This is a genomic window from Streptomyces sp. NPDC058291 (assembly GCF_042880855.1).
GTDB lineage: Bacteria > Actinomycetota > Actinomycetes > Streptomycetales > Streptomycetaceae > Streptomyces.
Genome location: NZ_JBHVYK010000047.1, coordinates 1 through 26,771, shown reverse-complemented (window position 1 = coordinate 26,771; position 26,771 = coordinate 1). Strand labels below are relative to the sequence as shown.

The following is a 26,771-nucleotide window of genomic DNA, read 5'->3' as shown; positions in this document are numbered from 1 at the left end:
ACTGCCGCTGGTGCGCTCGCGGCAAACGGTTGCCGCTGCAGCAGGTCCGGTAACCGGTTACCGCCGACGGGAGGAGGGCCGGAATCGGGTGCCGCTGCTGCGGCGGCGGTAATCGGTTGCTGCTGTACGACCGGTAACCGTTACCGCTGACGGGGTGAGGGTCAGGAGCGACCACCGCTGGTTCGCCAGCGGCAAGCGGTTCCCCTGTTGTACGACCGGTAACCGGTTACCGCCGACGGGGAAGGACTGCGTGCTGCGCCCGGTGCGCGCTGTCGGCGCGGACCGGGCGCGGGCCTCAGAGTCGCGGGTCCACCGGCTCCGATTCCAGGGCCAGGACGCCGAACACCGCCTCGTGGACGCGCCAGAGGGGCTCGCCCTCCGCGAGGCGGGCCAGGGCCTCCAGGCCGAGGGCGTACTCGCGGATCGCCAGCGACCGCTTGTGGTTGAGGGAGCGGCCGCGCAGCCGGGTCAGGTTGTCGGGACGGGTGTACTCCGGACCGTAGATGATCCTGAGGTACTCCCGGCCCCGGCACTTGATGCCGGGCTGGACCAGGCGTCCGCCCTCGCCGCGGACCAGGGCGCCCAGCGGCTTGACGACCATGCCCTCGCCGCCGCGGCCCGTCATCTCCAGCCACCAGTCGACGCCGGCCCGGACCGACTCGGCGTCGGCCGTGTCGACGTACAGGCGCCGGGTGGTCTGCAGCAGGCCCGTGTTGTCGTGTTCCACCAGCCGGTCGAGGAGCGACAGCTGCTCGTCGTGCGGGAGGTCCGCGAGGCTGCGGCCCTGCGCGGCGAGGATCTGGAACGGGGCCAGCCGGACGCCGTCCAGGCCGTCGGTCGTCCAGCAGTAACGGCGGTACGCCTCGGTGAAGGCCGCCGCGTCCGAGGCGCGTTCCCGCTGGCGGGCGAGCAGGCCGGCGACGTCGACGCCCCGGGCCGCGGCGCCCTCCAGGGCGGACAGCGCACCCGGGAAGACGGCGCCGGACGCGGCGCCCACGGCCGCGTACTGGGAGCGCAGCAGGCCCGACGCCTTCAGGGACCACGGCATCAGCTCGGCGTCCAGCAGCAGCCAGTCGGTGTCCAGCTCCGACCACAGGCCGGACTCGTCCACCGCCGTGCGCACCCGGCCGAGGATCTCCTCGCTCACCGTCTCGTCGTCGAAGAACGGCCGGCCCGTGCGGGTGTACAGGGAGCCGGTGCTGCCGTCCGCTCCGAAACGCTTACCCGCTGTTTCCGCGTCGCGGCAGACCAGGACCACCGCCCGCGAGCCCATGTGCTTCTCCTCGCACACGACTCGTGCGACGCCGTCGCGGGCGTACTGCGCGAACGCCTCTGCCGGGTGCTCCAGGTAGCCGTCCACGTGGCTGGTCGCCGTGGGGGCCATCGTCGGCGGGAGGTACGGCAGCAGGCGCGGGTCGACCGCGAAGCGGCTCATCACCTCCAGGGCCGCCGCCGCGTTCTCCTCCCGGATGGAAACACGGTTCTGTCCTTCGTAACGGGTTTCCACGATGCGTCGGCCGTGGACGTCCGCCAGGTCCAGCGGACGGCCGTCGTGTCCGCCGGGCGCCTCGGAGCGCAGCGGTTTCGTCGGCTCGTACCAGACCTGCTCCGCCGGTACGTCGACCAGCTCGCGTTCCGGCCAGCGCAGCGCGGTGAGCTTGCCGCCGAAGACGGCGCCGGTGTCCAGGCAGATGGTGTTGTTCAGCCAGGTCGCCTCCGGGACGGGCGTGTGGCCGTAGACGACGGCCGCGCGGCCCCGGTAGTCCTCCGCCCACGGGTAGCGCACCGGCAGGCCGAACTCGTCGGTCTCCCCGGTGGTGTCGCCGTAGAGGGCGTGCGAGCGGACGCGGCCGGAGGTGCGGCCGTGGTACTTCTCGGGCAGTCCGGCGTGGCAGACCACCAGTCTGCCGCCGTCGAGGACGTAATGGCTGACCAGTTTGTCGATGAACTCGCGTACCTCGGCGCGGAACTCGTCGCTTTCCCCCTCCATCTGCTCGATGGTCTCGGCGAGCCCGTGTGTGTGCTGGACGTTGCGGCCCTTGAGATACCGGCCGTACTTGTTCTCGTGGTTGCCGGGAACGCACAGGGCGTCGCCGGACGCGACCATCGACATCACGCGGCGCAGCACCCCGGGGCTGTCCGGGCCCCGGTCGACCAGGTCGCCGACGAAGACGGCTTGACGTCCTTCGGGGTGGACACCGTCCACGTAGCCCAACTTGCCCAGCAGCGCCTCCAGTTCGGTGGAACAGCCGTGGATGTCACCGATGACGTCGAAGGGGCCGGTGAGGTGGGTCAGGTCGTTGTAGCGCTTCTCGGTGACGACCGAGGCGTTCTCGACGTCCTCGACGCCGCGCAGGACGTGCACCTTGCGGAAGCCCTCGCGCTCCAGCCCGCGCAGCGAGCGGCGCAGTTCGCGGATGTGGCGCTGGATGACCCGGCGGGGCAGGTCGGCGCGGTCGGTACGCGCCGCGTTGCGTTCGGCGCACACCTCCTCCGGCACGTCCAGGACGATGGCGATGGGCAGCACGTCGTGCTGCTTGGCCAGCTCGATCAGCTGACGGCGGGCGTCCGGCTGCACGCTGGTGGCGTCGACCACCGTGCGACGGCCGGCCGCGAGCCGCTTGCCGGCGATGTAGTGCAGGACGTCGAAGGCGTCCCTGGTCGCGCTCTGGTCGTTCTCGTCGTCGGAGACCAGGCCTCGGCAGAAGTCCGAGGAGATGACCTCGGTGGGCTTGAAGTGGCGGTGGGCGAAAGTGGACTTGCCGGATCCGGACGCGCCGACGAGGACGACGAGGGAGAGGTCGGTGACGGGCAGGACGCGGCCCGGCTTCGCGGGGACCTGGGTTCCGGTCATGCGGCCGTCGCCTCCTTCTCGTTCACGTTCTTCTCGTTCATGTTCGTCTCGTTCATGTTCTTGGCGTTCGCGTTGTTCGCGTTGTTCGCGTTGTTCGCGTTGTCGGCGTTCGCGTTCTCGGCGTTCGCGTTGTCGCCGGTCGCGTGCTTCTCGTCGCCGGCGTGTCCGTGTTCGGCGGTCGCGTGCTTGCCGCCGGTGGGACTCATCTCGAAGACGGCCATCTGGGTGGGCGGGCCGACCTCGGGGTCGTCGGGGCCCACGGGCACGAACGCGACGTCGTAGCCGTGCCGTTCGGCGACCGCGGCCGCCCAGGCGCGGAACTCCTGCCGGGTCCACTCGAAGCGGTGGTCGCCGTGCCGGACGTGACCGGCCGGGAGGCTCTCCCAGCGGACGTTGTACTCGACGTTCGGGGTGGTGACCAGGACCGTGCGCGGACGGGCGGAGCCGAACACCGCGTACTCCAGCGCGGGCAGCCGGGGCAGGTCGAGGTGCTCGATCACCTCGCTGAGCACGGCCGCGTCATAGCCCTTGAGCCGGGTGTCGGTGTACGCCAGCGAGCCTTGCAGAAGCTGGACGCGGCAGGCCTGCCGCTCCCCCATACGGTCCAGCTTGAGCCGGCGCGAGGCGAGGGTGAGCGCGCGCATCGAGACGTCCACGCCGACGATCTCGGTGAAGCGCGGGTTCTGCAGCAGCGCCTGCACCAACTGGCCCTGGCCGCAGCCGAGGTCGAGGACCCGGGCGGCGCCCGTCCGGGTCAGCGCGGTGATGACGGCCTCGCGGCGCTGCACGGCCAGCGGGGTCGGCTTCTCCTCCGTCTCGGCCTCCGCCCCGACCGCGTTGTCGATGTCCTCGACCTCGCTGTCGTCGGTCTCGGCGAGCCGGACGAGTTCCAGCCGTTCCATCGCCTGCCGGGTCAGCGACCAGCGGCGGGACAGGAACCGGCTGGTGATGAGCTTCTGTTCGGGATGGTCGGGCAGCCAGCCGGCACCGGCGCGCAGCAGTTTGTCGACCTCGTCGGGCGACACCCAGTAGTGCTTGGCGTCGTCGAGCACCGGGAGCAGGACGTACAGGTGCCGCAGCGTCTCGGCGACGGTGAGCGTGTCCGATTCCAGGACGAGGCTCACGTACCGCGAGGCGCCCCACTGCGGGAACCGCGCGTCGAGGGCCACCGGTCGGGCGCTCACCCGCCAGCCGAGCGGCTCGAAGAGGGCGCGGACCAGGCCGGGGCCGCCGCGGGCCGGCAGCGCGGGTATCTCGACGCGCAACTGCCTTTCCTGGCCCGGCAGTTCGGGTTTCGCGGCGCACATGCCGCGCATCGCGCTGGAGAACACCCCGCTCAACGCGACCGCGAGCAGCGAGGAGGCCGCGTAGGGGCGGTCGTTGACGTACTGGGCGAGGGCCGCGTCCGGGGCGCCGCCGCGGCCCTTGCCCTTGCCGCGCCGGACCAGCGCCACGGCGTCCACCTCCAACAGCAGCGCCGCCGTGCAGCGCTCGGCGTCGGCCTCGGGGTAGAAGACGTGAGCCGTGCCGTAGGAGGTGGAGAACGCCTGCGATTTATCGGGATGCTTGTGCAGCAGGTAGCCCAGGTCGGTCGCGGGGCGTTCGGGGGTGCCTGTGGTGCCGAGGGTCAGGAACACGGTGGGCGCCTTGGAGAGGTGGGATGGGAACGGGAGCGCCGACAGCGCGCTCGCGCGCCTGCACAACGTACCGAGGACCAGGGGGCGTCGGCACCCGGAATTTCGGTGCCCGGGCCGACCGTACGACCTGGTCAGATGCAGGATACGGGTGCTGCCGGGCGTCGGGTGGGGAGCGGGCCGGACGACCGGGCGGAAGGGGGCGGGGCCGGACGGCTCATGGACTGGGCGGACCTGTCAGGGGGAGCCGGCTCCACGTGCCCCCGGTTGCTCCCCCGCCGTGCGCCACGCGCTGACCCCGAGCTTTCCGGTCGTGCCGAGATCGAGGTGCGGGGTGATCATCACCGGCGCGGCGCCGGGTCTGGCGCGCACCCTGACGTACGGGACGTCGACGGCCGTGCCGAAGCCGGTGGTGTTGCGCCACATCAGGTCGGCGCTCGCGCGCTCGCCGGGCTTGAGGGTCACGGTCCGGGGCGGGTCGTCGAACCCGGTGACGGTGGCGATGCCTCCGCCTCCCCGCAGGATCCTGACGCCGTCGACAGGTTGCCGGTCTTCGTCCAGCAGGCTCACCTCCGGGTAGCCGTTCACCGTGTAGTCACGCTCGCCGCAGTTCTCCAGGAGCAGTCCCACCACGCGTAGCCCCATGGCGGAGTCGCCCTCGTCGGCCGTGACGCGGATCCCGGAGGGCGGGCAGGTGTCGGCTTCGGCCGGCGCCTCGCCCGCGGGAACCTTGGTCACCTCGGCGACCTTCGCTCTCGTCACCTGAGGCGCTCCGGGCGGAAGCGACCCCAGCCGTACGCTTCCGCGGACCGTCTCGCCCGGCCCGACGGAGCGGACGGTGACCTTCTGGTTGCTCACGGCCTCGCCCCCGCTCGTCGTGAAGCCGAAGAGGACGGTGTAGGTCAGCGCTTCGGTGCCGGAGTTGGTGACCTCGTAGGCCGCCGAGACGCCGGAGTCCGCCGACGGCCCGGTGGGAAGAGGTTCGGCCTCGACGACGCCGTCCCTCGTAACGCCGTCCGCGGCGCTGGGGCTCGCGGAGGGGGAGGCGGAGGACGGGATGGTCACCGAGGTGATCCGCACCCCGTCCACCGCGGGCTCGGTGACGGCGGCCCGCGACGTCGGGCCGCGCGCGCCGACACCGCCGTCATGCGTGCCGGCGCGTTCCGATCCGCACGCCGTGAGCAGCAGCGTGGCGGCGAGGGCCGCGAGGAGGAGGGTGGTCGGGCGCATCGGCCCACCTCATCAGGGCCCTGCCCGCACGACTGTGACGGAAGCCATGCTTCCGGTCACAGCCGTGTCACAGATGACCGTCGCCGCGCGTGCCCGCCGACGGCCGCGGCGGCCGTGTCCGCCCTGCTAAGCCAGCTGCGCCTGGACCTGGGCGGAGATGAGCTCCAGGTGGTCCAGGTCGTGCAGGTCGAGGATCTGGAGGTAGAGCCGTTCGGCGCCGGTCTCGGCGTAGCGGCCGATCTTGTCGACGACCTCGGCGGGGGAGCCGGCCAGCCCGTTGGTCTTCAGCTCGTCGACCTCGCGGCCGATCGCGGCGGCGCGCCGGGCGAGCTCCTGGTCGTCCTTGCCGACGCAGACGACGAGGGCGTTGGAGAAGGTGATCGCGTCGGCCTCGCGGCCGATCTCCGCCGCAACGTCGCGCACCCGGGCGAACTGGCGCTCGCAGTCCTCGACCGAGCCGAACGGCATGTTGAACTCGTCGGCGAACCGGGCGGCCAGTCGCGGCGTGCGGGTCGCGCCCGTGCCGCCGATCAGGACCGGGATCTTGCCCTGGACGGGCTTGGGCAGCGCGGGCGAGTCGGTGAGCTCGTAGTACGACCCGCGGAAGTCGAAGGTCTTGCCGGGCTCGGTGGCCCACAGACCGGTGACGATCTCCAGCTGCTCCTCCAGCCGGCCGATCTTCTCCTTCGGGAAGGGGATGCCGTACGCCTTGTGCTCCTCCTCGTACCAGCCCGCGCCCAGGCCCAGTTCCACCCGGCCGCCGGACATCTGGTCCACCTGGGCGACCTGGATGGCGAGGACGCCGGGCAGCCGGAAGGTGCCGGCGGTCATGAGCGTGCCGAGGCGGATGCGCTGGGTCTCGCGGGCGAGGCCGGCGAGCGTGATCCAGGCGTCCGTGGGACCCGGGAGGCCGCTCACGTCGCCCATCTTCAGATAGTGGTCGGACCGGAAGAAGGCATCGAACCCGAGGTCCTCGGTGGCCTTCGCCACGGTGAGGAGGGTGTCGTAGGTCGCCCCCTGCTGGGGCTCGGTGAAGATTCGAAGGTCCATGTCCCCATCCTGCACGCCGGCCGGTCCGTCGCCCCCACCGGTCCCTCGCCCTTCGCGTGCCCGCGGGCGGGTAAAAAGGCGCGTGCCCCGCGTGGGGGGTTGTCCGGGCCGGTGACCCGCCTTCCTGGTGATCGTTTGTCCGGGCGGAGCCGGACCGCCCGGCGTCCGTTTCCCGGCAGCTCGACGCGGGGGCGTCACCCGCATCCGCGCTCCTCTCGGGGAGGCCCCCGGGGGCCGAGGAGGCCGTCATGCCGGAAGAGACCGTGCCACCGCAGCGCGGAGCGGCGGCGTTGGCCCCGCCGAAGGGGTTGCTGCAGCGGATGGAGGAGTTGATGGCGGCCTTGAACGCGGACCTGTGCGCGTTGGACGCGGACCTGTGCGCGTTGGACGCGGACCTGTGCGCGTTGGACGCGGATCTGCAGCCGACCGGAGCGGCTGACGGCGGGCGACGGGCCACGGGCCACGGGCGACGGGCGACGGGCGACGAGCGACGAGCGACGAGGGCACGGTGGGCTGAGCGCCCCGCGCATCTCTGCGGTCATCTCCCGGTCATCTCTCCGGCAGCGCGCCCTCTCTCTCCTCCCGCTCCTCCCTCGCGGCCAGTTTGCGCAGCATCTCCAGGACGCGGTCCCGGGATTCGTCCGCCGCGTCGATCGCCTCCACGCACTGCCAGTACGTGGCCTGGTCGTCCATCGAGCTCGCCAGGCCGACCAGGGCGATGCCGACCTCTGCGAGCAGGCCGCCCAGGTCGAGCAGAGCCTGGCGGGCGTCGTCCAGTTCGGTGAGCCGGGCGGCCAGCAGGTCCCCCGGGTCGAGGTCCGGCGAGCCCAGCACACCGCACCCCCTGCCCGCCAGTTCCGTCAGTCCCAGTGCCTCGCCCCGCAGTTCGGGCGGGCCCGAGACGGCGAGGCGGCTGCCGATCGCCTGCGCCAGGGCCTGCGCCTGCCAGACCTCCGTGAGAATCTCCGCGCGTCCGCCGCTGTCGGCGAGCGCGCGCCTGCTCGTCCAGATGAGCCGCACCGCGTCCATGCGCCGCCCCCGTCTGCCCCGACGTGCCGTCGGCACGTCTGCCCGAACATTGACTGTTCACTACCCAGAGTGAAGGCCTGTGGGGCGAAAAGCCAGAGGTGGACCGAAATCTGTGGACAACAAATCGATTTCGGTCCTCTCTTCGACTCCGGAGAGTGAAAACGGATCGAGTGGCTCCCATTCAGTGATCACCCCGGTGGACCCCCTACCGAGAACGTCCTACCGAGAAGGCCTTACCGAGAACGTCCCACCGAGGCGATCAGGGGGCCGGGAACCGTAGTTCGTTGCGGTCGATCTTCGCGGCCAGCGCCGTCAGCGGATCGACGCCGAGCACCTCGCACAGTTGGAGCAGGTAGGCGAGCACGTCGGCGACCTCGTCGGTCACCCGGTGCGCGGTGTCCGGGTCGTCCATCACCCGCGCCGACTCCTCCGGCGTCAGCCACTGGAAGATCTCGACCAGTTCGGACGCCTCCACGCTCAGCGCCGCGACCAGGTTCTTGGGGGTGTGGAAGGGCTGCCAGTTCCGCGCGGCCGCGAACTCGGCCAGTCTGCGCTGCAGTTTCGCCACATCGAGGTGTTGTTCCGTCACGCACCCAGGTCTACCACCGTCACTCCGTCCGTCCGGGCGGCCCGGGTTCCGTCGCTGACCGCGCCGACGCAGCGGATGTGTCCGCGCTCCGCCATCCGCACGGCCAGCCGCAGCAGCTCGGCGCACTGGCGTTCGTCGAGTCCGCGGTCGAGGCCGTCGGCGAGCAGGGTGAGCGTCTGCATCGCGGCCGGTACCTCACCGGCCGGGTCCACGTCCAGGACGCCCGGGCCGGTGAGCAGCACCAGCGCGAGGGCGAGGTAGCGCAGCTCGCCGTATCCCAGCCGGGCGAGCTCCGTGCGGGCGCCGTCGGCGCGGTCGAGCAGCGCCCGGACCGTGCCGTCGGCGAGCGGCTCGGCGCGCAGGTCCACGACCGGCTCGGTGGACCCGGCGGACAGCGCGGCCACCAGGTGCGCGTGCCGTCGGCCGCACTCCTCCCGGGTGCGCCACAGGACGTCGGCGAGGTTGTCGCAACCGGTGAGCAGTCGGCCGGTGCCGGTGGGCACTGGCGCGCCCATCCAGTCGGGCTGGGGATCGCAGGCGAACACCGACCGCAGCGCGACCACCATCTGCTCGGCCGCCGCCAGCACCTGCCGCTGTCCGTCGGTCTTGCCGGCCACGCGCAGCGGCAGCAGCGCGGTGCCGAGCCGGTCGTCCGGCAAGGGGGCGCGCGTCACCGGCGCGGAGCCGCCGGTGTGCCAGGCGGCCTGGACCGTGCGCCGGCCGGGGTCGCGCAGGGCCGTCTCCAGCAGGACCACGCCTCCGGCGCTCAACCGCTCCCCGACGATGCGCAGTTCGGGTTCGGCCTGCACGGCGACGTCCAACCGGACCGGGCCGCCGGGCCCGTCGGCCGTGCACCCGATGCGAAATCCGCGGCGGCGCTGGGAGTCGGGCCGCGCGCTCTGCGGCACGCACGCGACCGGATCGGGGAACACCTCGCCCAGCAGGGCCCCGCCGCCGAGCCGGGCCAGCGCCTCGTAGGCCCGCAGGGCACTGCTCTTGCCGCTCCCGCTGGGCCCGACGAAGAGAGTGACGGCGCCCAGCGAGAAGCGGGCCCGCCGGTGCCCCGCGAACGCCGACAGCCGCAACTCCGTGACACACGGCCGCACATACCGGGCGGGGGCGGGGGTGGGGGTCGTGCGAGAGCCCTCGTGAACGATGGACCGCTTCCCCGCCATGGACGCGCGAGAGCCCTCGTGAACGGTGGACCGCTCCCCCGCCATGGACGAAACCTGCACGGGCACGATGGGCAAGCCTCCCCCGGACGCGGCGCGGGCCGACGGACCGGCCAGAGGATCCGCCGACGGGTCGGCTGACGGGTCGGCTGACGAAAGGGAGTCGGGCGACGGGCCGACCGGGTGGGAGGAGTCGGACGGCGGTGCGGTGTCCGGCGGTGACACGGCTGGAGCGAGCGGCGGAAGGGGGTACTGCCGGAGGACGGCCGTCGAGCGGGCAGGGTCCGGAGGCGCGGCGCGCGGTGCCTCCGGGTGCGGACCGGGCCCGGGCACGACGCGGGGGTCGGCTCCGCACGAGGCGCATCGCCCTGGGGAGGGCGGCGCGTGCTCGACCGTGGCCGCGCCGGGGACGCCTCCGGGCAGGAGTCCTCGACCCCCGGCCGGAGGCGCCTGCGCGGGCACCGTGGGCGGGGCGTGACCGGACGGCGGGCCGTCGGACGCGCAGGGAGACGGGGATGGGGACGGGGATGGGGACGGGAGCGCGGAAGAGGGCGGCGGAAAGGGGGCGGAGGGGGAGGGCAGGGGCGGCGGAGACGGCAGGGGCGGCGGGGGCTGCGGGGGCGGCGGCGGAGAGGGCATATGCGGACGGTAGGACTCCGCCGCCGGGCGAACCGTTCCGCCCGGGCAAGCTTCCTACGATCGGGCGACCGTGAGGGCCTCGCCGAGCCGACCGCGCCCCCGCCACCGGGCTCGTCCGGCCGCCGCTTCGCCCGGCCGCAGCTTCATCCGACGGCGAAGGTTGTGCGCCGGGGCGGAAGACTGCTCGACGCGGTCGCCGTCCGTGTCTCACACGGGCCGGGGCCGGCCTGCCGAACGCCTGGGGCTCACCTGCCCGGGCCATAGATACCCAGCCCCCGACGCCCCGATCCCGGACGACTGGTCGGTCCCGGATGCCCGTGCCTCAGATGCCCGGCGCTCCCGCTCCCTCCATGAGTCCGCTCACCTCGGTGCCCGGCGGGGTGAGCAGGAAGACGTTGCGGTCGACCCGGTGCATCCCGCTGGCCAGGCCGAAGACGACTCCGGTGGAGAAGTCCAGGACGCGCTTGGCGGTGTCGGTCTCCGCGCCCGTCAGATCGAGCAGCACCGGGATGCCCGCCATCAGCGTCTCGGCGACCTCGCGGGCGTCCGCGAAGACGTTGACCCGCAGCACCACGAAGCGACGCCTGGTCTCCGTCTCGGCGTCCGGGAGCGAGCGGTGGTCCACCGCCGACGGCCACGCGTCCCGGCCGCGCAACGGAACGACCTGAGCGAGCCCTTCCCACTGTTCATCGGTGACGTCGTAACGGTTCACCGGCATCCCCCGAACTGACTCGCCTTCAATGCATGCACCAGTCAATTCTTACGCCAAGTCACCCGTTCGGCCCAACAGCGACACGGTCCGCCACCGCCCGAAACCGTGTCCTTCTCGCGGAGGCCCGACGCGCACCCCGCCGATGCGCGTCAGGCCACCGTGCGGGTGAAGCGGAGCGCGGCGGTGACGGTGGTGAGACCGCGGATCATGCCCATCTGGTTCCATCCCAGGCCGAACTCGCTCCGGTCGACGGTGAATTCGGTGTCCAGGGTGAGCGCGTCGGCGTCCGACTCGACCAGTCGCGCGGTGAGGGACTTCGGCCGGCTGACGCCGCGCACGGTCAGCTGACCGGTCACCTTCACCGTCCCGTCGGCGCCGAGTTCGGCGGCGCGCGCCACGAAGGTGATCTCGGGGTGGTTGTCGGCGTCGAAGAAGTCGGCGCCGCGCAGGTGCGCGTCACGCTTGGCGTTCTTCGTGTCGAGGGAGGCCACATCCAGGGTCAGGGTGCCGGCGGCGGTTCCGTCCGGCCCCACCTCGCCGCCGCCGGCGACAGCGGTGAAGGCGCCCTTGACGGTGACCAGGTTCCACATCGTCTTGTGCTTCAGGGCGACGGTGGACGCGCCCGCGTCGAGTTGCCACAGTCCGGCCTGCGCAGCGACGGTCATGGCCGTCCTCCTTGGTGATCCAAATTTGGATGATGGTGTCGCGACCACGCTATCCGGTTATCCAATTCTGGACAACCAGGTCGTGCAAATTTGGACTACAGATACACTCGACGCTATGGCAGACCCCGCTGAAACCCCCGCCGACCTGCCCCCCTGCCCGGCCGCGCAGAGCGCCGACACCGGCCTGCTGCCCCCCGAGCTGCGTGGCTGGATGCTGCTGCTCGCCGCGACGGGGGCGGTGGAACAGCGGCTGCGCTCGGTGGTCAAGGAACGGCTGGACGTCTCGCACGACGAGTTCCTGGTCCTGTGCCTGCTCGCCGAGCAGCCCCGCGAGGGCCTGCGCATGACACGCGTCGCGGAGCTGCTGGGCCGCCCCAAGACCCGTCTGACCTATCAGGTCGCCTGTCTCCAGCACGCCGGGCTCGTCACCCGGAAGACGGTCTGCGGTGACAAGCGCGGCGTCGAGGTAGCCCTGACCGAGAAGGCGCGCCGGTTGCTGCGGGAAGCCTCCGACGCGCTGTCCGAGACGGTCACGCAGGCACTGGCCCATGTCGTGGGACCGGAGCAGCGCGCCGCCCTCAGCGAGCTGATACCGCAAGCCGTCGCGCGGGGGGAAGGGGAACCCGGGTCCGAGCCGCAGACCGAGCCCGAGGCGGGCCGGAGCCTGTAGCGGGCCCCTCAGGAGAGACGCCAGGGCGGCTGCCGGCAGGGCCGGGCTGCTGCCGGCAGGGGGCCGGGCGACAGACGCCGACAAGCGCCGGCAGGCGCCCGGAGAGCGACACCGGGCACCGGGCACCGGGCACCGGGCACCGGGCACCGACAGGTGTACGTCCTCGTCCCGGCGGGCGGTCCTCTTGCCGGTCGGGACGAGGATGTTCGGAGTGTCGCGCAGCCCGGGAGGAGCCGCCCGCCTAGCGGACGTTCGCGCGTGCGTCGGCGTGCGTCTCCGTCCGCCGGTCGGACAGCTGGGGGCCCTGCTGGTCGGCCTGCTGCTCGGACCGCGGCTCCACTGTCTGCCGGCCGGTCTTCTGGGCCGCCGTGGCCTTCCGGCCCGGCAGGTCCGCGAGGACGATCATGGCGCCGGCCGCCATGATGATCCCGCCGACCAGGCTGGTCTGAGCGACATCGTGGGCGAAGGCCTGGTGCACGGCGTCCACCAGGGTCTGCGCCTGCCCCGCTCCCCCGGTGGGGTGGGGACCGGCGGTCGTCCGGTGCGTTCGGCCGGTCAGGCGCGGTCGTGGAGCGTGATCCGGTAGCCGTCGGGGTCGGCGAAGGTGAACGTCCGGCCGAAGGGCCCGTCGATCGGCGCGGAGACGATGGTGCGGCCGTCGGCGACGAGAGCATCGTGGATGGCCTGTACGTCTGTGGCGTGGAGCCAGATCGCGGCGCCGACGCCGGGCTGGGCGACGGATGCGAGGTCGGTGCCGGGAACGACGTCGCGGAGTGCGAACGCGATCGGCTTCGTCTCGAAGACGACGGCGTGCGGAGGTCCGGCCTGCGAGCGGACGAGACCCAGGTACCGCTCGTAGAACGCCTGCGATGCGTCGAGGTCGCGCGCTTGGAGCGAGATGAAGTCGGGGCCGGTTGCGGGCATGGCGATGCTCCTTCTTTTTCGTGTCAGCTTTCTGACACAGCTCAACCTATGTCAGAATGCTGACATGAATCAAGACGGTGTCGACCTCGAGACGTCACTCGGCTACCTGCTGAAGGAGGCGTCGAGCGCCCTCCGCACAGCCATGGAGGAGGTGCTGAGGCCGCTCGGGATGAACGTGACGCGCTACTCCTGCCTCGAACTGCTCGCCCAACGACCGGGCTTGTCGAACTCCGAGCTCGCTCGGGGCGCGTTCGTGACCCGGCAGTCGATGAACGTGCTGCTCCAGGCCCTGGAACGAGAGGGCTACGTGACCAGGCCCGCGGAGGCGCCCGTCGGGAAGGTTCTGCCCACGCGGCTCACCCCGCGCGGCCGACGGATCCTCGAGGAGGCGACGGTGGCGGTCCGGTCCGTCGAGGTCAGGATGCTGGCCGGCATGACGGAGTCCGAGCAGTCGGACGCGTTCCGGATCCTGCGGAGCATGGTCCGTTCCCTGCGTGACGGCGGCGACGCCAGCGGTGACGGCGCATAGGCCGTCCCCCGTGCAGCCGAGCGTGGGCATCCGTGTCGGCGACCTCGACGATCGACAGACCCCGACCACACCCCCGCCCCGCTGGACGAGCAGCCTCGCGGCTTCCCGCTTCCCGGAAAAGGCGTTGCCGCGTCGCCGGGGAGCATCGACTCGCTCACCGTGGATGGTCAGCTGCCGCTGACATCCCGCACGTACCTGACTCCGTCGAGAATGAGATTCTCGAAGGCGTAGTCGTCGAGCTCGAATTTCTCGATCGACCATCGCTTGTAGGAAATGGGCCCACCCGCCACGTGAAGCGTCATGGACGTTCCCTCGACGACGGCCGTTCCTGCGATCACCCGGCCGCCGACGAGAGTGAGGGCGACGCTTCCCTCAGGGCGGAATCTCATCTTGGCGAAGCGGCCGGCGGTGCCGTCACGGTTCCATTCCCCCACCAGGGTCTGCGGGACGGATCCGCGGGGAGTGACGGAAGGGGCGGGGCCCCGCGCCTGCGGCCGGGAGGCGCCGGGCGATTCCGCGTCGGGAGGGCGCGACGATTTCCGGTCGGCCTCGGACGGCGAAAGGGAATGCGAGCAGCCTGCCGTCAGCAGCACCGCGGCCACTACCGCCCCACCCACGTTCCACACGAGCGCACGCCACTTCAATCCCGCCCCCCGTTTCCCGGCATTCAAGCTTCCGCTGGGCTCAGATCATTTCCCCGACTCCGATTATCTTAGCCATCCCACGGATCGCCCATCGTTTCCGGCGGAAACGGTCAGCATTCATCCGCAGACTTCTCGCAGCCGTAAGCGGTCGGTCAGAACAGAACACGGCCGTGAAAGGAAGTCACGGCTTTGCAGGGGCCCCGACACGGCGCCCGGAACGCTCGCCGAACGCTCGCCGAACGCTCGCCGAGCGCCCGCCGAGCGCGCCGTCGCGCCGCCCGTGTCGACGGGGAGACCGCGAGCGCCCGCCTCACCCCCTCTCGCCCGGCTCGCGGCGACAGTGGCCCACCGCTCAAGCGCCCGGTCGGCCGGTGAATACAATCTGTCTCGTGTCGAAGCCTGACGAACTGCTGGTCTCCCTCGCCGCCCTGGTGGAGTCCGAGCAGAGCAACCAAATGTCCCTGACCGTGGTCACCGGTGGTGCCGTCATCACCGGTCGCCTGGCTCCCGAGGCGGTGTGGAGACAGCGAGTGTCGGAGGTGCTGACGGATTCGGACCGCTTGGGCGAGTTCTCCGCCGTCTTCACCACCCCCGCGTCCAAGGGGCCGCCTACCCATCTGCACTTCCACGTCGCCCGGATCCTGCAGGGCACGGTGGGGATCCCGGAGACAGGCGGAATGTACCGGGTCGCGATCGACGACGTCAGCGCCTGGACGGTGGGCGACTTCAGCTACTCCGACCGCTGAGCGAGCCCTGACCGCCTCGGAAGGCGGTCACGCGGCGGTGCGGGTCCGGCAGGCAGGAACAGGCCGGAACCGCACCGCTGCCATGTCCCGACGTCCGGGTCCGTGATTCCGTCCGGGTCCGTGATTCCGTCCGGGCCCATGATTCCGTCCGGGTCCGTGATTCCGTCCGGGCCCGTGATTCCGTCCGGGTCCGTGGTTCGGCCACGGCTCCGGTGAAGCCGGCCAGGCAGCCGGCGCGGCGGCGCGCCCGCCGGAGCGTCCGGCCGGCCCTGCATGGAGGCCTCGTCCCCGCGGGTCCGCGCGTGCGGGTCGCAGAGAGCGGCGCGCGCGAGTGCCCACGGCCGTTCACCTGGTCCACCGGGTGAACACCCTCCGCTAAAAGGATCTTGATTGCGGACTCACCGAAGACGGCACTTGGCGCACCGTCAGGGAATATGACGATTGCATATCCGCCACCTCCGGGCGAGAAATCGCAGGCCACCGTTGCGGGATTAAGCCCTGCGGCAGAGCGTTTCTCCGGAGCTTTCAGCCAAACTCCACGGCACCTTCACGTCACCTCGCACCCGTCGGGCGCAGGCCGACCAGTCGCGTCCCCGGATGGCGTCGGACACCTCCGAAGACACGTGACGGTGTGCACGCGCCGGGCCCTCTTCCCCCAACCGGGCTTCACGGAAGGCGACTTGGTCGGTCTTGTTCGGTCCGGCGCCATCGCCGGACAGGAGCCGCACCCTGGGGCCGGGCGGACTGCTGGAACAAGTGGTGGCAGCGAGATTTCCGTAGGCGGTCACCGGCCGATGGATCAAGAATCAAAGCTTAAGCACAAATTACACACATCCTCTCTTCATACTGGCTGCGATGGTCTAGATTGACCTTGCTTCAGCCGTTCGGACATGAGGCAACCCGTAATGATCAATAAGTCCGGTGCCAGGGAAAGGCGGCAGTCGCCTTTCCGGCGCCAGACGTGGGGAGTGATCGATTTCCTCGAGCCCGGAAGGGCCTTGAGTGCGGGGAGCACTGAAGGTGTCGGCGGGTTCCGGCACACCTCCGCAGTCCGGCAGGACGAGCGAGTCAGCTGCCGCCGGGGCGGGTCGTCCGAGTAGCTCTGCAACAGCCGACATGGCACGCGGGAGGCGGGGGCCTCCTGCGGGGAGGAGCAGCACGGCACGGGAGGCGGGGGCCTCCCGGGGGAGCGACAGTGCGGGAGGCGGGGGCCTCCCGAGGGGAGGACAGTGCGGGAGGGGGGGGCCTCCCGGCGGCGAACACGTCGACACCACTGGGAACCTGGGGGGTTCTGTGCGGCAAGGGGAATTGGTCACTCCGTTTCCGTCGGCGCGCGGTCGTCTGGCTGACGAGGCAATCAGCCGGGCCGCGAGCGACTGGGAGCAGCGGTACCGCCGTACCGTGATCACCAGCGATACCGTGGCCACCGCCTTCGTGGTGGCGGGGATCGGCAACTTCTTCGGGGCCCGGGACGCGGCCAACTGGCACGAGAAGTGGGGGATCCTCGCGTTCGGCACCGAGCTGCTCGTGCTGGGGGCGCTCGCGGTGAGCCGGGCGTGGTCTCCGGCCGTGCTCGGCCAGGGCGCCGAGGAGTTCCGCCGGCTCGGGCGCTCGCTGTTCACGGCGACCGTCGTGCTGGCCCTCGGGGGGATCGCCCTGACCTCGCGCAACATCAAGCTGTGGATCTTCGTCGCGATCCCCGCGATCGCGCTCGTCACGATGACCGCGAGGTATCTGCTGCGGCTGGGGCTGCACAGACAGCGCAAAGAGGGGCGGTGTCTGCGGCCGGTGCTCGCCGCCGGGAGCCCGGCCACCGTGCGCGATCTGATCACCCGGACCCGCAGGTCCCCCCATCTCGGCTGGCGGGTGGACGCGGTGTGCACGACGGACGGTCTCGGGCCCGACGGCGACCACCTGGACGGAGTGCCCGTCGTCGGCCGGCTGGCGGACGTCGCGGGCCACGTGCACCGCGACGGCTACCGTGTCGTGGCGGTCACGCCGGACCCGCACTGGTCGCCGGACCGGCTGCAGCGGCTGGCCTGGAACCTCGAGGGCAGCGACGCCGAGATGGTCGTGGCCCCCGTGCTGATGGAGGTGGCCGGCCCGCGGCTGCACATCGACGCGGTGCTCGGGATCCCGTTGCTGCGGGTCAGCATGCCGACGTTCACCGGGGGTCGCCGGGCGGTCAAGGGGATCGTCGACCGGGTGGGCGCGGCGGTCCTGCTGGTCGTGTTCGCGCCGCTGATGGTGCTCGTCGGGCTGCTGGTGCTGGTGGACAGCCGGGGCGGGGCGTTCTACCGCCAGCGCAGGGTCGGCAAGGACGGCCGCGAGTTCACCATCCTCAAGTTCCGCACCATGGTCGCCGGGGCCGAGCGGGCCCGTGCCGGGCTGGCCGACCGCAACGAGGGCGCCGGCCTGCTGTTCAAGCTGCGCCGGGACCCGCGGGTGACCCGGGTGGGAGCGGTGCTGCGCCGCTACTCGATCGACGAACTCCCGCAGCTCTTCAACGTGCTCACCGGATCGATGTCGCTCGTCGGTCCGCGGCCGCCGTTGCCGGAGGAGTCCGCGGCGTACGGCCCGGACATCAAACGACGGCTGCTGGTCAAGCCCGGACTCACCGGTCTGTGGCAGATCAGCGGGCGCAGCGACCTGTCGTGGGAGGAGGCGGTCCGGCTGGACCTGCGGTACGTGGAGGACTGGTCGCTCGCCCTGGACACAGTGATCTTGTGGAAGACGCTGCATGCGGTGGTCTACGGCCAGGGGGCCTACTGATGCGCGGGGGGTTGCGGGTCAGCGGTCCCGACGGCGCGCGAACCGCAGGCCGGCAGGGCCTGCCCGGGGGGAGGAACGGGTCATGAGAGTCAGCGTTTTCGGGCTCGGCTACGTGGGCTGCGTGTCGGCCGCGTGCCTGGCCAGCATGGGTCACGAGGTCATCGGGGTGGACGTCAACCAGGTGAAGGTCGACCTGGTCAACGACGGCAGAGCCCCGGTGGTCGAGGAACGGATCGGCGAGCTCATCGCCGAGGTCGTGCGGACCGGAGCGCTCCGCGCCACCGACGAGGTCCGCGAGGCGATCATGGCCAGCGAGGTGTCGCTGGTCTGCGTGGGCACGCCGTCGGAGCCCAACGGCAGCCTGTGCACCACGTATCTGGAGCGGGTCACCGAGCAGATCGGCGCCGCGCTCGGCGAGCGGGGCGGTCGGCACACCGTCGTGTTCCGCAGCACCATGCTGCCGGGCACCTGCCTGAACCTGCTGGTGCCGATCCTGGAGAAGTACGTCGGCGGCACGGCCGGGGTGGACGTCGGGGTCGCGGTCAACCCGGAGTTCCTGCGCGAGGGCACGAGCGTGCGGGACTTCTTCGACCCGCCCAAGACGGTCATCGGCGAGCTCGACCCGGCGAGCGGCGACGCGGTGGCGGCGCTGTACGACGGCCTGTCCGGCGAGGTGTTCCGGGTGCCGGTCCCGACGGCCGAGGCGATCAAGTACGCGGACAACGCGTTCCACGGCCTGAAGATCGGCTTCGCGAACGAGCTGGGCGCGGTGTGCCGGGCGCTCGGAGTGGACTCGCACCAGGTGATGGACGTGTTCCTGGCCGACCGCAAGCTGAACATCAGCGCCGCGTACCTGCGGCCCGGCTTCGCCTTCGGCGGCTCGTGCCTGCCCAAGGACCTGCGCAGTCTGGTCCATGCGGCGCAGCGGGCCGACGTCTCGGTGCCCATCCTCTCCCATGTGCTGCCCTCCAACTCCGACCATCTGCAGCGCGCGGTGGAGCTGGTCGAGCGCACCGGCAAGCGCCGGGTGGGCCTGTTCGGGTTGTCCTTCAAACCCGGCACCGACGACCTCCGCGAGAGTCCGCTCGTCGAGCTGGCGGAGCGGCTCTTCGGCAAGGGGTACGACCTGAAGATCTACGACGCCAACGTGAGCCTCTCCCGGCTGCTGGGCGCGAACCGCGAGTACATCGAGACCCGGCTGCCGCACCTCGCACAACTGCTCGCGAACTCCGTCGAGGAGGTGCTCGACCATGCCGAGGTGTGCCTGGTCGGCACCAGGGAGCCGGCCGTGCTGGCGGCGCTGCCCCATGGGGACGGCCCGGTCATCGTCGACCTCGTCCACCTTCCCGACGCCGACGCGCGCCGGGCCGAACCGGGGTACGTGGGCCTTGCCTGGTGACGTGAGGAGCGGCGACCGGCCGGGCCGGCGCGCGCTGATCCTGGTGGAGAACCTGTCGGTGCCGTTCGACCGGCGGGTGTGGCAGGAGTGCACGACGCTGCGCGACGCGGGCTGGACGGTGCACGTCATCTGTCCGCAGGGGAGCAAGCGGGACACCGAGCCGGAGGAGGAGATCGACGGGGTGTGGATCCACCGCTACCCGTTGCGCGCGGCCACCGGAGGACCGGCCGGCTATCTGCGGGAGTACGGAACGGCGTTGTGGCACACGGTCCGGCTGGCCCGCAAGGTGGGCCCGGTCGACGTGGTGCACGCCTGCAACCCGCCCGACCTGCTGTTCCTGCCGGCGCTGTGGCTCAAGCGGCGCGGGGCGCGGTTCGTCTTCGACCAGCACGACCTGGTGCCCGAGCTGTACCTCTCCCGGTTCGGCCGCGGCGAGGACCTGCTCTACCGGGCCGTGTGCGCGCTGGAACGGCGGACCTACCGGGCCGCGGACGTCGTGCTCGCCACCAACGAGAGCTACCGGGACGTCGCGGTGCGCCGCGGCGGACGGCGGCCGGCGGACGTCTTCGTGGTGCGCAGCGCACCCGACGTCGACCGGTTCCGTCCGGTGCCGCCCGAGCCGGAGTTGAGGCGCGGCAAGCCCCATCTGCTGTGCTACCTCGGCGTCATGGGCCCGCAGGACGGAGTCGACTACGCGTTGCGGGCCCTGGCGAAGCTGCGCGACGAGCTCGGGCGGACCGACTGGCACGCGGTGTTCGTCGGCGCCGGCGACACCTTCGACGCGATGGTGGAGCTGTCCCGGCGGCTCGGGCTCTCGGAGCAGGTGGAGTTCACCGGGCGCATTCCGGACGCCGACCTGGTGCGCTACCTGTCCACGGCGGACGTGTGCCTCTCCCCCGACCCGCACAATCCGCTCAACGACGTCTCGACGATGAACAAGGTCCTGGAGTACATGGTGATGGGCCGGCCCATCGTCTCCTTCGACCTCCGGGAGGCGCGCGTCTCCGCCGGCGACGCCGCCGTCTACGCGCCCGCCAACGACGAGTCGGCGTTCGCGGGACTCGTCGCGGGACTGCTGGACGATCCGGAGGAGCGGGCCCGGATGGGCAAGACCGGCCAGGAGCGGATCAGCGGGCCGCTCTCCTGGCGGAACTCCCAGCGCGCGCTGCTCGCCGCCTACGCCGCCGCCCGCCGTGACGACGCTCCGGTGTCGGCGGACCACCCGGACCATGCAGGGAAGAGGCCGCGCCGTTGAGCGACGACACCATACGCCTGGTCACGATCGGGCGGATCCTCCGTCGGCGCCGGCGGCTGCTCACCGTCCTCGCGCTGGTGGGCGCGCTCGTCGGCTACGGCGCCTCGCTGCTGTTCCCGCCGCGCTACACCACGTCGGCGTCGGTCCTGCTGCCGGGCGCGTGGGAGGAGCGCGAGCTGCTCACCCAGGCCGAGGTCGCGACCAGTTCGGTGGTGGTCGACCGCGCGGCCGCCACGCTCGGCTGGAGCGGCGTCAGCGGCAGCGAGCTGCGGGACCGGGTGAGCGCCAAGGCCTCCGACGGCAACATCATCAAGATCTCGGGCACGGCCGACACCCCGAAGCGCGCCCAGCAGCTCTCCGACCAGGTGGCCCAGCAGTTCGTGGCCTTCGCCGCGCGGATCGCGGGCGACGACACCGACCCCGAGACGGCGGCCCAGCCCGAGGCGCTGCGGCAGCTGGTGGCGCAGACCAGCCGGCGCATCACCGAACTGGCCGACGCGGCCGGATCCGGGGAGACGGTGGAGAGCGTGCAGACCCGCACCGAGCTGGCGAAGCTGCGCACCGCGCTGCAGGACGCCGTCACCAAGCTGAACGAGGCCGACCCGGCGGCCGGGCAGGCCAACATGGTCGTCATGGGGCCGGCGGCGCGGCCGACCGGCGAGGCGCCGCCGACGAGGACGCAGCTCATCGTCGCCGGGGCGCTGCTGTTCTTCCTGCTCGCGGTCGTCGGCCATCTCACCGCCGCGCGGATGAGCCGCCGGCTGCGCACCGAACCGGAGATCGCCGCGGCGCTGGGCTCGGCGCTGCTGGGCGCCGTCGACGTGCCGGGTGAAGGGTCCGCGCGTCGGCCGGGCCGTGGCGCGTGGGCCCGGGTCCGCCGGCTGCTGGGCGCCGACGTGCGGTGGGACGTGCCGGCCCCGCAGACCTTCGGCGACGAGGCCGACCGGCGGATCCGCAACCGGCGGGTGTGCGCCCGTCTCCGGGACCGGCTGCCGGCCCCGCGGCGGTTGCTGGTCGTCGTCCCCGACGGCGACGAGACCGCCCGCCGGGCGGCCGGGCAGTTCGTCGCCGAGGCCGGGAACGATCCGCTGCTGCGGGTCGTGGAGGTCTCGGTGTCCGGGCCGATGGTGCCGGACCACGACGACGAGTCCGGTGTGCTGGTCCTGCTCAGCGCGGGTGAGTGGACCGCCGCGGAGCTCGCCGGCGTCGCCGAGGCCTGCGCGGACGCCCGGCACGAGGTCGTCGGCGTCGTTCTCGCCCGCACGGTCCGGGCCCGCGCGGCCCAGGCCGGTCCGACCCTGTCCGCCGGCCGTTCCCGGCATGCGGCCGCGCCGGCGCTCGTGGGCGGCGACGACACGACGGGAGGTTCACCGTGACGACGAGTACGACCGCGCAGTCGTCGGCCGCCGCTCCGCTGCTGGACCTGCAGGCGCTGGTGGTGGCGGTGCGCAGGCGCCGCCGCCTCTGGGGCTCCATGGCGCTGCTGGGGCTGCTCGTCGGCGTGGCGGTGGCGGTCCTGCTGCCGCCGCCGCCGACCGCGGTGACCAAGGTGCTGGTCGCGCATCAGGAGGACCAGCCGAACGACCCCGGAACGCTGATCCGCACCGACGTCGCGCTGCTGCAGACCACCCGGATCGCCGGCGAGGCCCTGCGGTCCCTGAACTCCCCCGACAAGCCGGAGGACTTCATGCGGGACTACGGGGGCGCCGGCCTGACGAACAACCTGCTGCAGATCACGGTGACGGGTGACAGCGACGCGGAGGCGGTGGCCCGCGCCAAGGCGCTGGCCGACGCGTTCGTCGCGGACCATGTGCGGCGGATCCAGCAGGCCGCGAACGCCGAGGCCAAGGCCCTGCTCGACCAGCGTGACCGCCTGCGGGGCGAACTCGCCCAGGTCAACAGGGCGATCGGCGAGGCGTCGCCGGACAGCGGGCCGAAGGCGGCGGCGAACCTGGAGTCGCTCTTCGCCCGGCGGGCCGAACTCACCTCCCGCGTCTCCGACTTCGACCAGCGGGCCGCGGAGGCGCGCATCGGCACCCCGCGGCTCGTCGCCGGCACCCAGATCGTGGACGCGCCGCGCGTGGTGCGGCACTCCCTGCCGAAGAGCGCCGCCACCGACGCCGCGGTCGGGCTCGTCCTCGGGCTCGCCCTCGGGCTCGCGGTGGCCGCGGTCGGCACGGTGGTGGCGGACCGCCCCGTGCTGCGCCGGGACATCGCGGCGAACCTCGGCGCCTCGGTCATCGCGGAGCTGCCCCACCGCTCGCCCCTGCTGTGGCGGCGCCGACGGATCCGGGCGGCACGTGAACGGCTCGCCGCGTCGCTGGCCCGCACCGCCCGCGGCTCCGCGGAACCGGTGTCGCTGCTGGAACTGGGCTGTGCCCGCAGCGCGGGCATGATCGCCCTGGAGCTCGCCGGGGCGCTCGCGGCGGAGGGACCCGTGGTCGTCGTCGACGCATCGCCGGGCCGGCAGCTCGCGGGCCGCCGGGCCAGGCCCGGGGACCCGGCCGTGGTCGGCGGCGAGCGCGTCGCGACCCTGCCGCCCGACAAGCGCCGGATCGGCGTGGGCTCGGTGGCGCCCGGCGCGGCGTGGACCGACCTGCAGTACCTCGGCACTCGGACCGTGCTCGTCGTGCGGGCCGGGCACGGCAGTGCCGCATGGCTGCACACAGTGGCGCGGCAGCTCGCGGACCAGCGCATCACGGTGATCGGTGTGGTGCTGATCGACCCCGACCCGCGGGACCGGACCGACGGCACGCTGTGGGACGGGCTGCACACCGCGCTGCGCGGCCAGGGCGAGCGGCCCGCCCGACCGAACGGTGGGGGCACCGCCCACGCCGTACAGGCAGTGGGAGAGGGCCGGCGAGGGACGGAGCGGCTGCCCGTCTGGGCGGCCCGGGTCCCGGACAGCGACCAGGAGGCTCGGTAGCACATGTGTGGCATCGCAGGCACGTACCGGTGGCCGGACGGGAAGGCCGTGACCGACCGGCTCACCGACTCCCTCGCCCACCGCGGCCCGGACGGGGCGGGTCGCTACGGCCACCCGGTGGGCGACGGCGAGGTGCAGCTCGGGCACCGCCGGCTGGCCGTCATCGACCTGTCGGACACCGGCGCCCAGCCGATGGTCTCGGACGGTCTCGTCCTGACGTACAACGGCGAGCTGTACAACGCGCCCGAGCTGCGCGCCGAGTTGACGGCCACGGGGGTGCGCTTCCGGGGCACCTCCGACACCGAGGTGCTGCTGGAGGCCTGGCGGCGCTGGGGCACGGACGCTCTGCCCCGGCTGCGCGGCATGTTCGCGTTCGGGATCTTCGACGAGCGCACCGGCGACCTGGTGCTCGTCCGCGACCAGCTGGGCGTCAAGCCGCTGTTCCTCCTGCGGCGCGGCGAGGGGCTGGTGTTCGCCTCCGAGCTCAAGTCGCTCGCCGCGGTGACCGGGGGGTCGCTGGAGGTGGACCATGCGGCGCTGGTGGCCTCGCTGCTGTACTACTGGGTACCGGACTCGCGGTGCGCGTTCCGCGAGGCGGAGAAGCTGCCGCCGGGCAGCTGGCTGCGGTGCCGGCCCGACGGCCGGGTGGAGCGCGGCACCTACTGGCGCCTGCGGGACGTCGCCGCCGAGGGCCGGGAGCGGGCCCGGGCCGGCGAGCAGCCGGACATCGCCGCCGTCGTCGAGGAGTCGACCCGGCGCCATCTGCTGTCCGACGTGCCGGTGGCGACCTTCCTGTCCGGCGGTCTCGACTCCAGCTACCTGACCGCGCTGGCGGCCCGCGACCGCCCCGGGATCTCCGCCTACACGATCGGGTTCCGCGCGGAGGACGCCAGGTTCGAGGCGATGCCCGACGACCTGCGCTACGCCCGGCAGGTGGCCGAGCGGTTCGGCGTCGACCTGCATGAGATCGAGATCGCGCCGAACGTGCTCGATCTGCTGCCGCGGATGACGTACCACCTGGACGAGCCGATCGGCGACCCCGCCGCGATCAACACGTTTCTGATCTGCCAGGCCGCCCGCGAGGCCGGGGTCAAGGTGATGCTCTCGGGGATGGGCGCCGACGAGCTGTTCGCCGGCTACCGCAAGCATCTGGCCAACCTGCTGGCGCTGCGCTACCAGCGCGTCCCGCGCCCCCTGCGAAGGGGCCTGTCCCGGGCCGTGGACCGGCTGCCGGTCGCGACGAGCCGCCGCGGGTACCGGTCGGTGCGCTTCGCCAAGCGGTTCCTCTCCTTCGCCGATCTGCCGGAGGAGACCGCCTTCCGGCGCAGCTACACCATGTACGACCGCGAGGAGCTGCTCGGCCTGATCGACCCGGATCTGGCCGGGACGGTCGACGACGTGCTGACCGAGCACGCGGACACCTACCAGGACAACGACCTGGACGACTTCGTCAACCGCATGTGCCTGGGCGACGCCCGGATGTTCCTGCCGGGCCTGAACCTCGCCTACACGGACCGGTCGAGCATGGCCGCGTCGACCGAGGTGCGGGTGCCGTACGTCGACGTCGAGGTGGTCAGGGCGGCGTTCGCCGTCCCCGGCGACCGCAAGATCGTCGGACGGCAGGGCAAGGTCGTCCTCAAGGAGGCGGCCGGCTCGGTCCTGCCCCGGGAGATCGTGTACCGGCCCAAGGGCCTGTTCAGCGCCCCGCTGCGGGCCTGGATGAGCCGGGATCTGGCGCCGCTGGTGCGCGAGGTGGTGAACGACGGCGAGCTGGTCCGTTCCGGGTTCCTGCGCCGCGACGCGCTGGCGCGCCTCGTCGCCGAGGACGCCGCCGGGCATCGGGACTACTCCAAGCATCTCTGGCATGTGCTGACCCTCGAGTACTGGTATCGCGGCGCGACGTCCGGGGCCGGCCAGAACTCTCCCTTCACGGCGTAGAGACAAGAGGACTTTCGGGTGAAACAGGTTGTGCAGAACTACAAGAGCGGCGAGCTGGCGCTGCTCGACGTGCCGGCGCCCGGGTGCAGGCCGGGCGGTGTGCTGGTGCGCAGCGCCTACTCGCTGATCTCCACCGGGACCGAGCTGATGAAGGTCTCCGAGGCCGGCATGTCGATGCTGGGCAAGGCCCGCTCCCGGCCGGACCAGGTGGCCAAGGTCGTGCAGAGCGCGGCCGCCAACGGGGTGCCCGCCACCTACCGCAAGGTGATGGGCAAGCTGGACTCCTACACGCCGCTGGGCTACTCGCTGTGCGGGGTGGTCGAGCAGGTCGGCGCCGGCATCGACGAGGTGAAGGTCGGCGACCTGGTGGCGTGCGCCGGCAACGAGCACGCGCTGCACGCCGAGCTGAACTGGGTGCCGAAGAACCTCTACGCCCGGGTGCCGGACGGCGTCGCGCCGCGGCACGCGGCCTTCGGCACGGTCGGGTCGATCGCGCTGCAGGGCGTCCGGCAGGGCGAGTCGCGGCTGGGCGAAGTGGCGCTGGTCATCGGCCTCGGGCTGATCGGGCAGCTGGTGGTGCAACTGCTGGCCGCCTCGGGAGTCCACGTCGTCGGGGCCGACCCGGACCCGGCGCGCTGCGAGCTCGCCGAGCGCCTGGGCGCGGCGGCCTGCGGCGATCCCGCCTCCGCGGCGGTGGAAACGGCCGTCGGCGAACTCACCGGCGGTCACGGCGTGGACCAGGTGTACCTGGCGGCCGGCGGGGGCAGCAACCAGCCCGTCGAGCTGGCCGCGCGGCTGAGCCGGGACCGGGGCCGGGTCGTCGACATCGGCAAGTGCCGCCTGGACCTGCCGTGGAACGCCTACTACGAGAAGGAGCTCGACGTCCGGTTCTCCCGCTCGTACGGTCCCGGGCGCTACGACCCGGAGTACGAGCTGGAGGGACGGGACTACCCGATCGGCCATGTGCGCTGGACCGAGCGCCGCAACCTGGCGTGCTTCCTCGATCTCCTCGCCCGCGGCCGCGTCGACGTGGAGCCCCTGATCTCCCGCACGGCCGACTTCGACGACGCCGTCGAGACGTATCAGAGCCTGAAGGACGGCGCGTTGAAGGCCGTGGCGGTGTTGTTCCGGTACCCCGCGCCCACGGAGGAAGCGGGCGTGGCGGGTGAGGCCGTGGAAGCGGCGGCAGCGCGGGCTCCGGCGGTGACCGTGCCCGCGGTGCGGCGCGGCGCCGGGGTGTCCGCCCCGGGGAGGTCCGCGGGGAAGCCGGTGCGGCTGGCGTTCGTCGGCGCGGGGAACTACGCGACGTCGATGCTGCTGCCGCACCTGGCGCAGCGCGAGGGCGTCGAGTTGTCGACGGTGGTCACCACGACGGGGCTGTCGGCGTCCAACGC

General features: G+C 72.3%; 21 protein-coding genes and 1 pseudogene. 10 read left to right on the top strand and 12 right to left on the bottom strand.

The features are described 5' to 3' along the window. Nucleotides 1–295 precede the first annotated feature (295 nt). From ACFVYK_RS23000 to ACFVYK_RS22960, 9 genes are all read right to left on the bottom strand, one after another. Entirely contained in the window at nt 296–2,854 is a 2,559-nt protein-coding gene (locus ACFVYK_RS23000; protein WP_389776988.1) for a polynucleotide kinase-phosphatase, read from the bottom strand. After that, nucleotides 2,851–4,491, bottom strand: a complete 1,641-nt coding sequence (locus tag ACFVYK_RS22995; protein ID WP_389776985.1) for a 3' terminal RNA ribose 2'-O-methyltransferase Hen1 — start codon at nt 4,489–4,491, stop codon at nt 2,851–2,853. The genes ACFVYK_RS23000 and ACFVYK_RS22995 overlap by 4 nt, the downstream gene beginning before the upstream one ends. 234 nt (nt 4,492–4,725) lie before the next feature. Then, the gene (locus ACFVYK_RS22990) at nt 4,726–5,718 is read right to left on the bottom strand and encodes a DUF4232 domain-containing protein (RefSeq protein ID WP_389776982.1); all 993 of its coding nucleotides are present in this window, start codon (nt 5,716–5,718) and stop codon (nt 4,726–4,728) included. A gap of 126 nt (nt 5,719–5,844) precedes the next feature. Then, nucleotides 5,845–6,768: an LLM class F420-dependent oxidoreductase gene (locus ACFVYK_RS22985; protein WP_389776979.1), complete on the bottom strand. Its 924-nt coding sequence runs from the start codon at nt 6,766–6,768 to the stop codon at nt 5,845–5,847. Between the two features lie 549 nt (nt 6,769–7,317). Next, nucleotides 7,318–7,797: a DUF6099 family protein gene (locus ACFVYK_RS22980; protein WP_389776976.1), complete on the bottom strand. Its 480-nt coding sequence runs from the start codon at nt 7,795–7,797 to the stop codon at nt 7,318–7,320. A gap of 259 nt (nt 7,798–8,056) precedes the next feature. Continuing rightward, nucleotides 8,057–8,386, bottom strand: coding sequence for a nucleotide pyrophosphohydrolase (locus ACFVYK_RS22975; RefSeq protein WP_256911853.1), 330 nt, complete (start codon nt 8,384–8,386; stop codon nt 8,057–8,059). Beyond that, entirely contained in the window at nt 8,383–9,561 is a 1,179-nt protein-coding gene (locus tag ACFVYK_RS22970; RefSeq protein WP_389777053.1) for an ATP-binding protein, read from the bottom strand. Before ACFVYK_RS22970 ends, ACFVYK_RS22975 begins: the two co-directional genes overlap by 4 nt. 958 nt (nt 9,562–10,519) lie before the next feature. Beyond that, nucleotides 10,520–10,915, bottom strand: coding sequence for a cell division protein SepF (locus tag ACFVYK_RS22965; protein WP_389776973.1), 396 nt, complete (start codon nt 10,913–10,915; stop codon nt 10,520–10,522). 143 nt (nt 10,916–11,058) lie between these two features. Then, on the bottom strand, nt 11,059–11,574 hold the full coding sequence (locus tag ACFVYK_RS22960; protein WP_389776971.1) for a YceI family protein: 516 nt from the start codon (nt 11,572–11,574) through the stop codon (nt 11,059–11,061). A gap of 115 nt (nt 11,575–11,689) precedes the next feature. Here ACFVYK_RS22960 and ACFVYK_RS22955 point away from each other — a divergent pair, with 115 nt between their 5' ends. Next, nucleotides 11,690–12,244: a MarR family winged helix-turn-helix transcriptional regulator gene (locus ACFVYK_RS22955; RefSeq protein WP_389776968.1), complete on the top strand. Its 555-nt coding sequence runs from the start codon at nt 11,690–11,692 to the stop codon at nt 12,242–12,244. A gap of 241 nt (nt 12,245–12,485) precedes the next feature. On the opposite strand, the pseudogene ACFVYK_RS22950 reads toward ACFVYK_RS22955, so the two are convergent. Both ACFVYK_RS22950 and ACFVYK_RS22945 read right to left on the bottom strand, forming a co-directional pair. Further along, nucleotides 12,486–12,764, bottom strand: a pseudogene (locus ACFVYK_RS22950) (hypothetical protein); the annotation flags it as partial. Nucleotides 12,765–12,799: 35 nt separating this feature from the next. Next, nucleotides 12,800–13,168 (bottom strand): VOC family protein, encoded by a 369-nt coding sequence (locus ACFVYK_RS22945; protein WP_389776967.1) that lies wholly within the window; start codon nt 13,166–13,168, stop codon nt 12,800–12,802. 64 nt (nt 13,169–13,232) lie between these two features. On the opposite strand from ACFVYK_RS22945, the gene ACFVYK_RS22940 reads away from it, so the two are divergent. Further along, a complete protein-coding gene (locus ACFVYK_RS22940) occupies nt 13,233–13,697 on the top strand; it encodes a MarR family winged helix-turn-helix transcriptional regulator (protein WP_389776964.1) in 465 nt (154 codons plus the stop codon). Nucleotides 13,698–13,864: 167 nt separating this feature from the next. On the opposite strand, the gene ACFVYK_RS22935 is transcribed toward ACFVYK_RS22940, so the two are convergent. Next, entirely contained in the window at nt 13,865–14,299 is a 435-nt protein-coding gene (locus tag ACFVYK_RS22935) for a hypothetical protein (RefSeq protein WP_389776962.1), read from the bottom strand. 431 nt (nt 14,300–14,730) lie between these two features. Between ACFVYK_RS22935 and ACFVYK_RS22930 the strand changes: the two genes are divergently transcribed. The 8 genes from ACFVYK_RS22930 to ACFVYK_RS22895 all read left to right on the top strand — a co-directional run. Further along, nucleotides 14,731–15,087: a hypothetical protein gene (locus ACFVYK_RS22930; RefSeq protein WP_389776960.1), complete on the top strand. Its 357-nt coding sequence runs from the start codon at nt 14,731–14,733 to the stop codon at nt 15,085–15,087. 1,293 nt (nt 15,088–16,380) lie between these two features. After that, a complete protein-coding gene (locus tag ACFVYK_RS22925) occupies nt 16,381–17,859 on the top strand; it encodes a sugar transferase (protein WP_389776957.1) in 1,479 nt (492 codons plus the stop codon). Nucleotides 17,860–17,941: 82 nt separating this feature from the next. Next, entirely contained in the window at nt 17,942–19,258 is a 1,317-nt protein-coding gene (locus ACFVYK_RS22920) for a nucleotide sugar dehydrogenase (protein WP_389776954.1), read from the top strand. Continuing rightward, nucleotides 19,167–20,513: a glycosyltransferase family 4 protein gene (locus ACFVYK_RS22915; RefSeq protein WP_389776951.1), complete on the top strand. Its 1,347-nt coding sequence runs from the start codon at nt 19,167–19,169 to the stop codon at nt 20,511–20,513. The genes ACFVYK_RS22920 and ACFVYK_RS22915 overlap by 92 nt, the downstream gene beginning before the upstream one ends. Further along, the gene (locus ACFVYK_RS22910; RefSeq protein ID WP_389776948.1) at nt 20,510–21,889 is read left to right on the top strand and encodes a Wzz/FepE/Etk N-terminal domain-containing protein; all 1,380 of its coding nucleotides are present in this window, start codon (nt 20,510–20,512) and stop codon (nt 21,887–21,889) included. The genes ACFVYK_RS22915 and ACFVYK_RS22910 overlap by 4 nt, the downstream gene beginning before the upstream one ends. Further along, nucleotides 21,886–23,439: a Wzz/FepE/Etk N-terminal domain-containing protein gene (locus ACFVYK_RS22905; protein WP_389776945.1), complete on the top strand. Its 1,554-nt coding sequence runs from the start codon at nt 21,886–21,888 to the stop codon at nt 23,437–23,439. The genes ACFVYK_RS22910 and ACFVYK_RS22905 overlap by 4 nt, the downstream gene beginning before the upstream one ends. A 3-nt stretch (nt 23,440–23,442) precedes the next feature. Beyond that, a complete protein-coding gene (asnB, locus tag ACFVYK_RS22900) occupies nt 23,443–25,377 on the top strand; it encodes an asparagine synthase (glutamine-hydrolyzing) (protein WP_389776942.1) in 1,935 nt (644 codons plus the stop codon). 18 nt (nt 25,378–25,395) lie between these two features. Continuing rightward, a partial coding sequence (locus tag ACFVYK_RS22895; protein WP_389776939.1) for a zinc-binding alcohol dehydrogenase occupies nt 25,396–26,771 on the top strand: 1,376 nt, incomplete at its 3' end.

Coding starts and splice junctions, on each gene's coding strand:
- asnB (WP_389776942.1), top strand. CDS start 23,443: ATGTGTGGCATCGCAGGCACGTACCGGTGGCCGGACGGGAAGGCCGTG.
- ACFVYK_RS22980 (WP_389776976.1), bottom strand. CDS start 7,797: ATGGACGCGGTGCGGCTCATCTGGACGAGCAGGCGCGCGCTCGCCGAC.
- ACFVYK_RS22965 (WP_389776973.1), bottom strand. CDS start 10,915: ATGCCGGTGAACCGTTACGACGTCACCGATGAACAGTGGGAAGGGCTC.
- ACFVYK_RS22940 (WP_389776964.1), top strand. CDS start 13,233: ATGAATCAAGACGGTGTCGACCTCGAGACGTCACTCGGCTACCTGCTG.
- ACFVYK_RS22955 (WP_389776968.1), top strand. CDS start 11,690: ATGGCAGACCCCGCTGAAACCCCCGCCGACCTGCCCCCCTGCCCGGCC.
- ACFVYK_RS22945 (WP_389776967.1), bottom strand. CDS start 13,168: ATGCCCGCAACCGGCCCCGACTTCATCTCGCTCCAAGCGCGCGACCTC.
- ACFVYK_RS22985 (WP_389776979.1), bottom strand. CDS start 6,768: ATGGACCTTCGAATCTTCACCGAGCCCCAGCAGGGGGCGACCTACGAC.
- ACFVYK_RS22960 (WP_389776971.1), bottom strand. CDS start 11,574: ATGACCGTCGCTGCGCAGGCCGGACTGTGGCAACTCGACGCGGGCGCG.
- ACFVYK_RS22920 (WP_389776954.1), top strand. CDS start 17,942: ATGAGAGTCAGCGTTTTCGGGCTCGGCTACGTGGGCTGCGTGTCGGCC.
- ACFVYK_RS22990 (WP_389776982.1), bottom strand. CDS start 5,718: ATGCGCCCGACCACCCTCCTCCTCGCGGCCCTCGCCGCCACGCTGCTG.
- ACFVYK_RS22915 (WP_389776951.1), top strand. CDS start 19,167: ATGGGGACGGCCCGGTCATCGTCGACCTCGTCCACCTTCCCGACGCCG.
- ACFVYK_RS22970 (WP_389777053.1), bottom strand. CDS start 9,561: ATGGCGGGGAAGCGGTCCATCGTTCACGAGGGCTCTCGCACGACCCCC.
- ACFVYK_RS23000 (WP_389776988.1), bottom strand. CDS start 2,854: ATGACCGGAACCCAGGTCCCCGCGAAGCCGGGCCGCGTCCTGCCCGTC.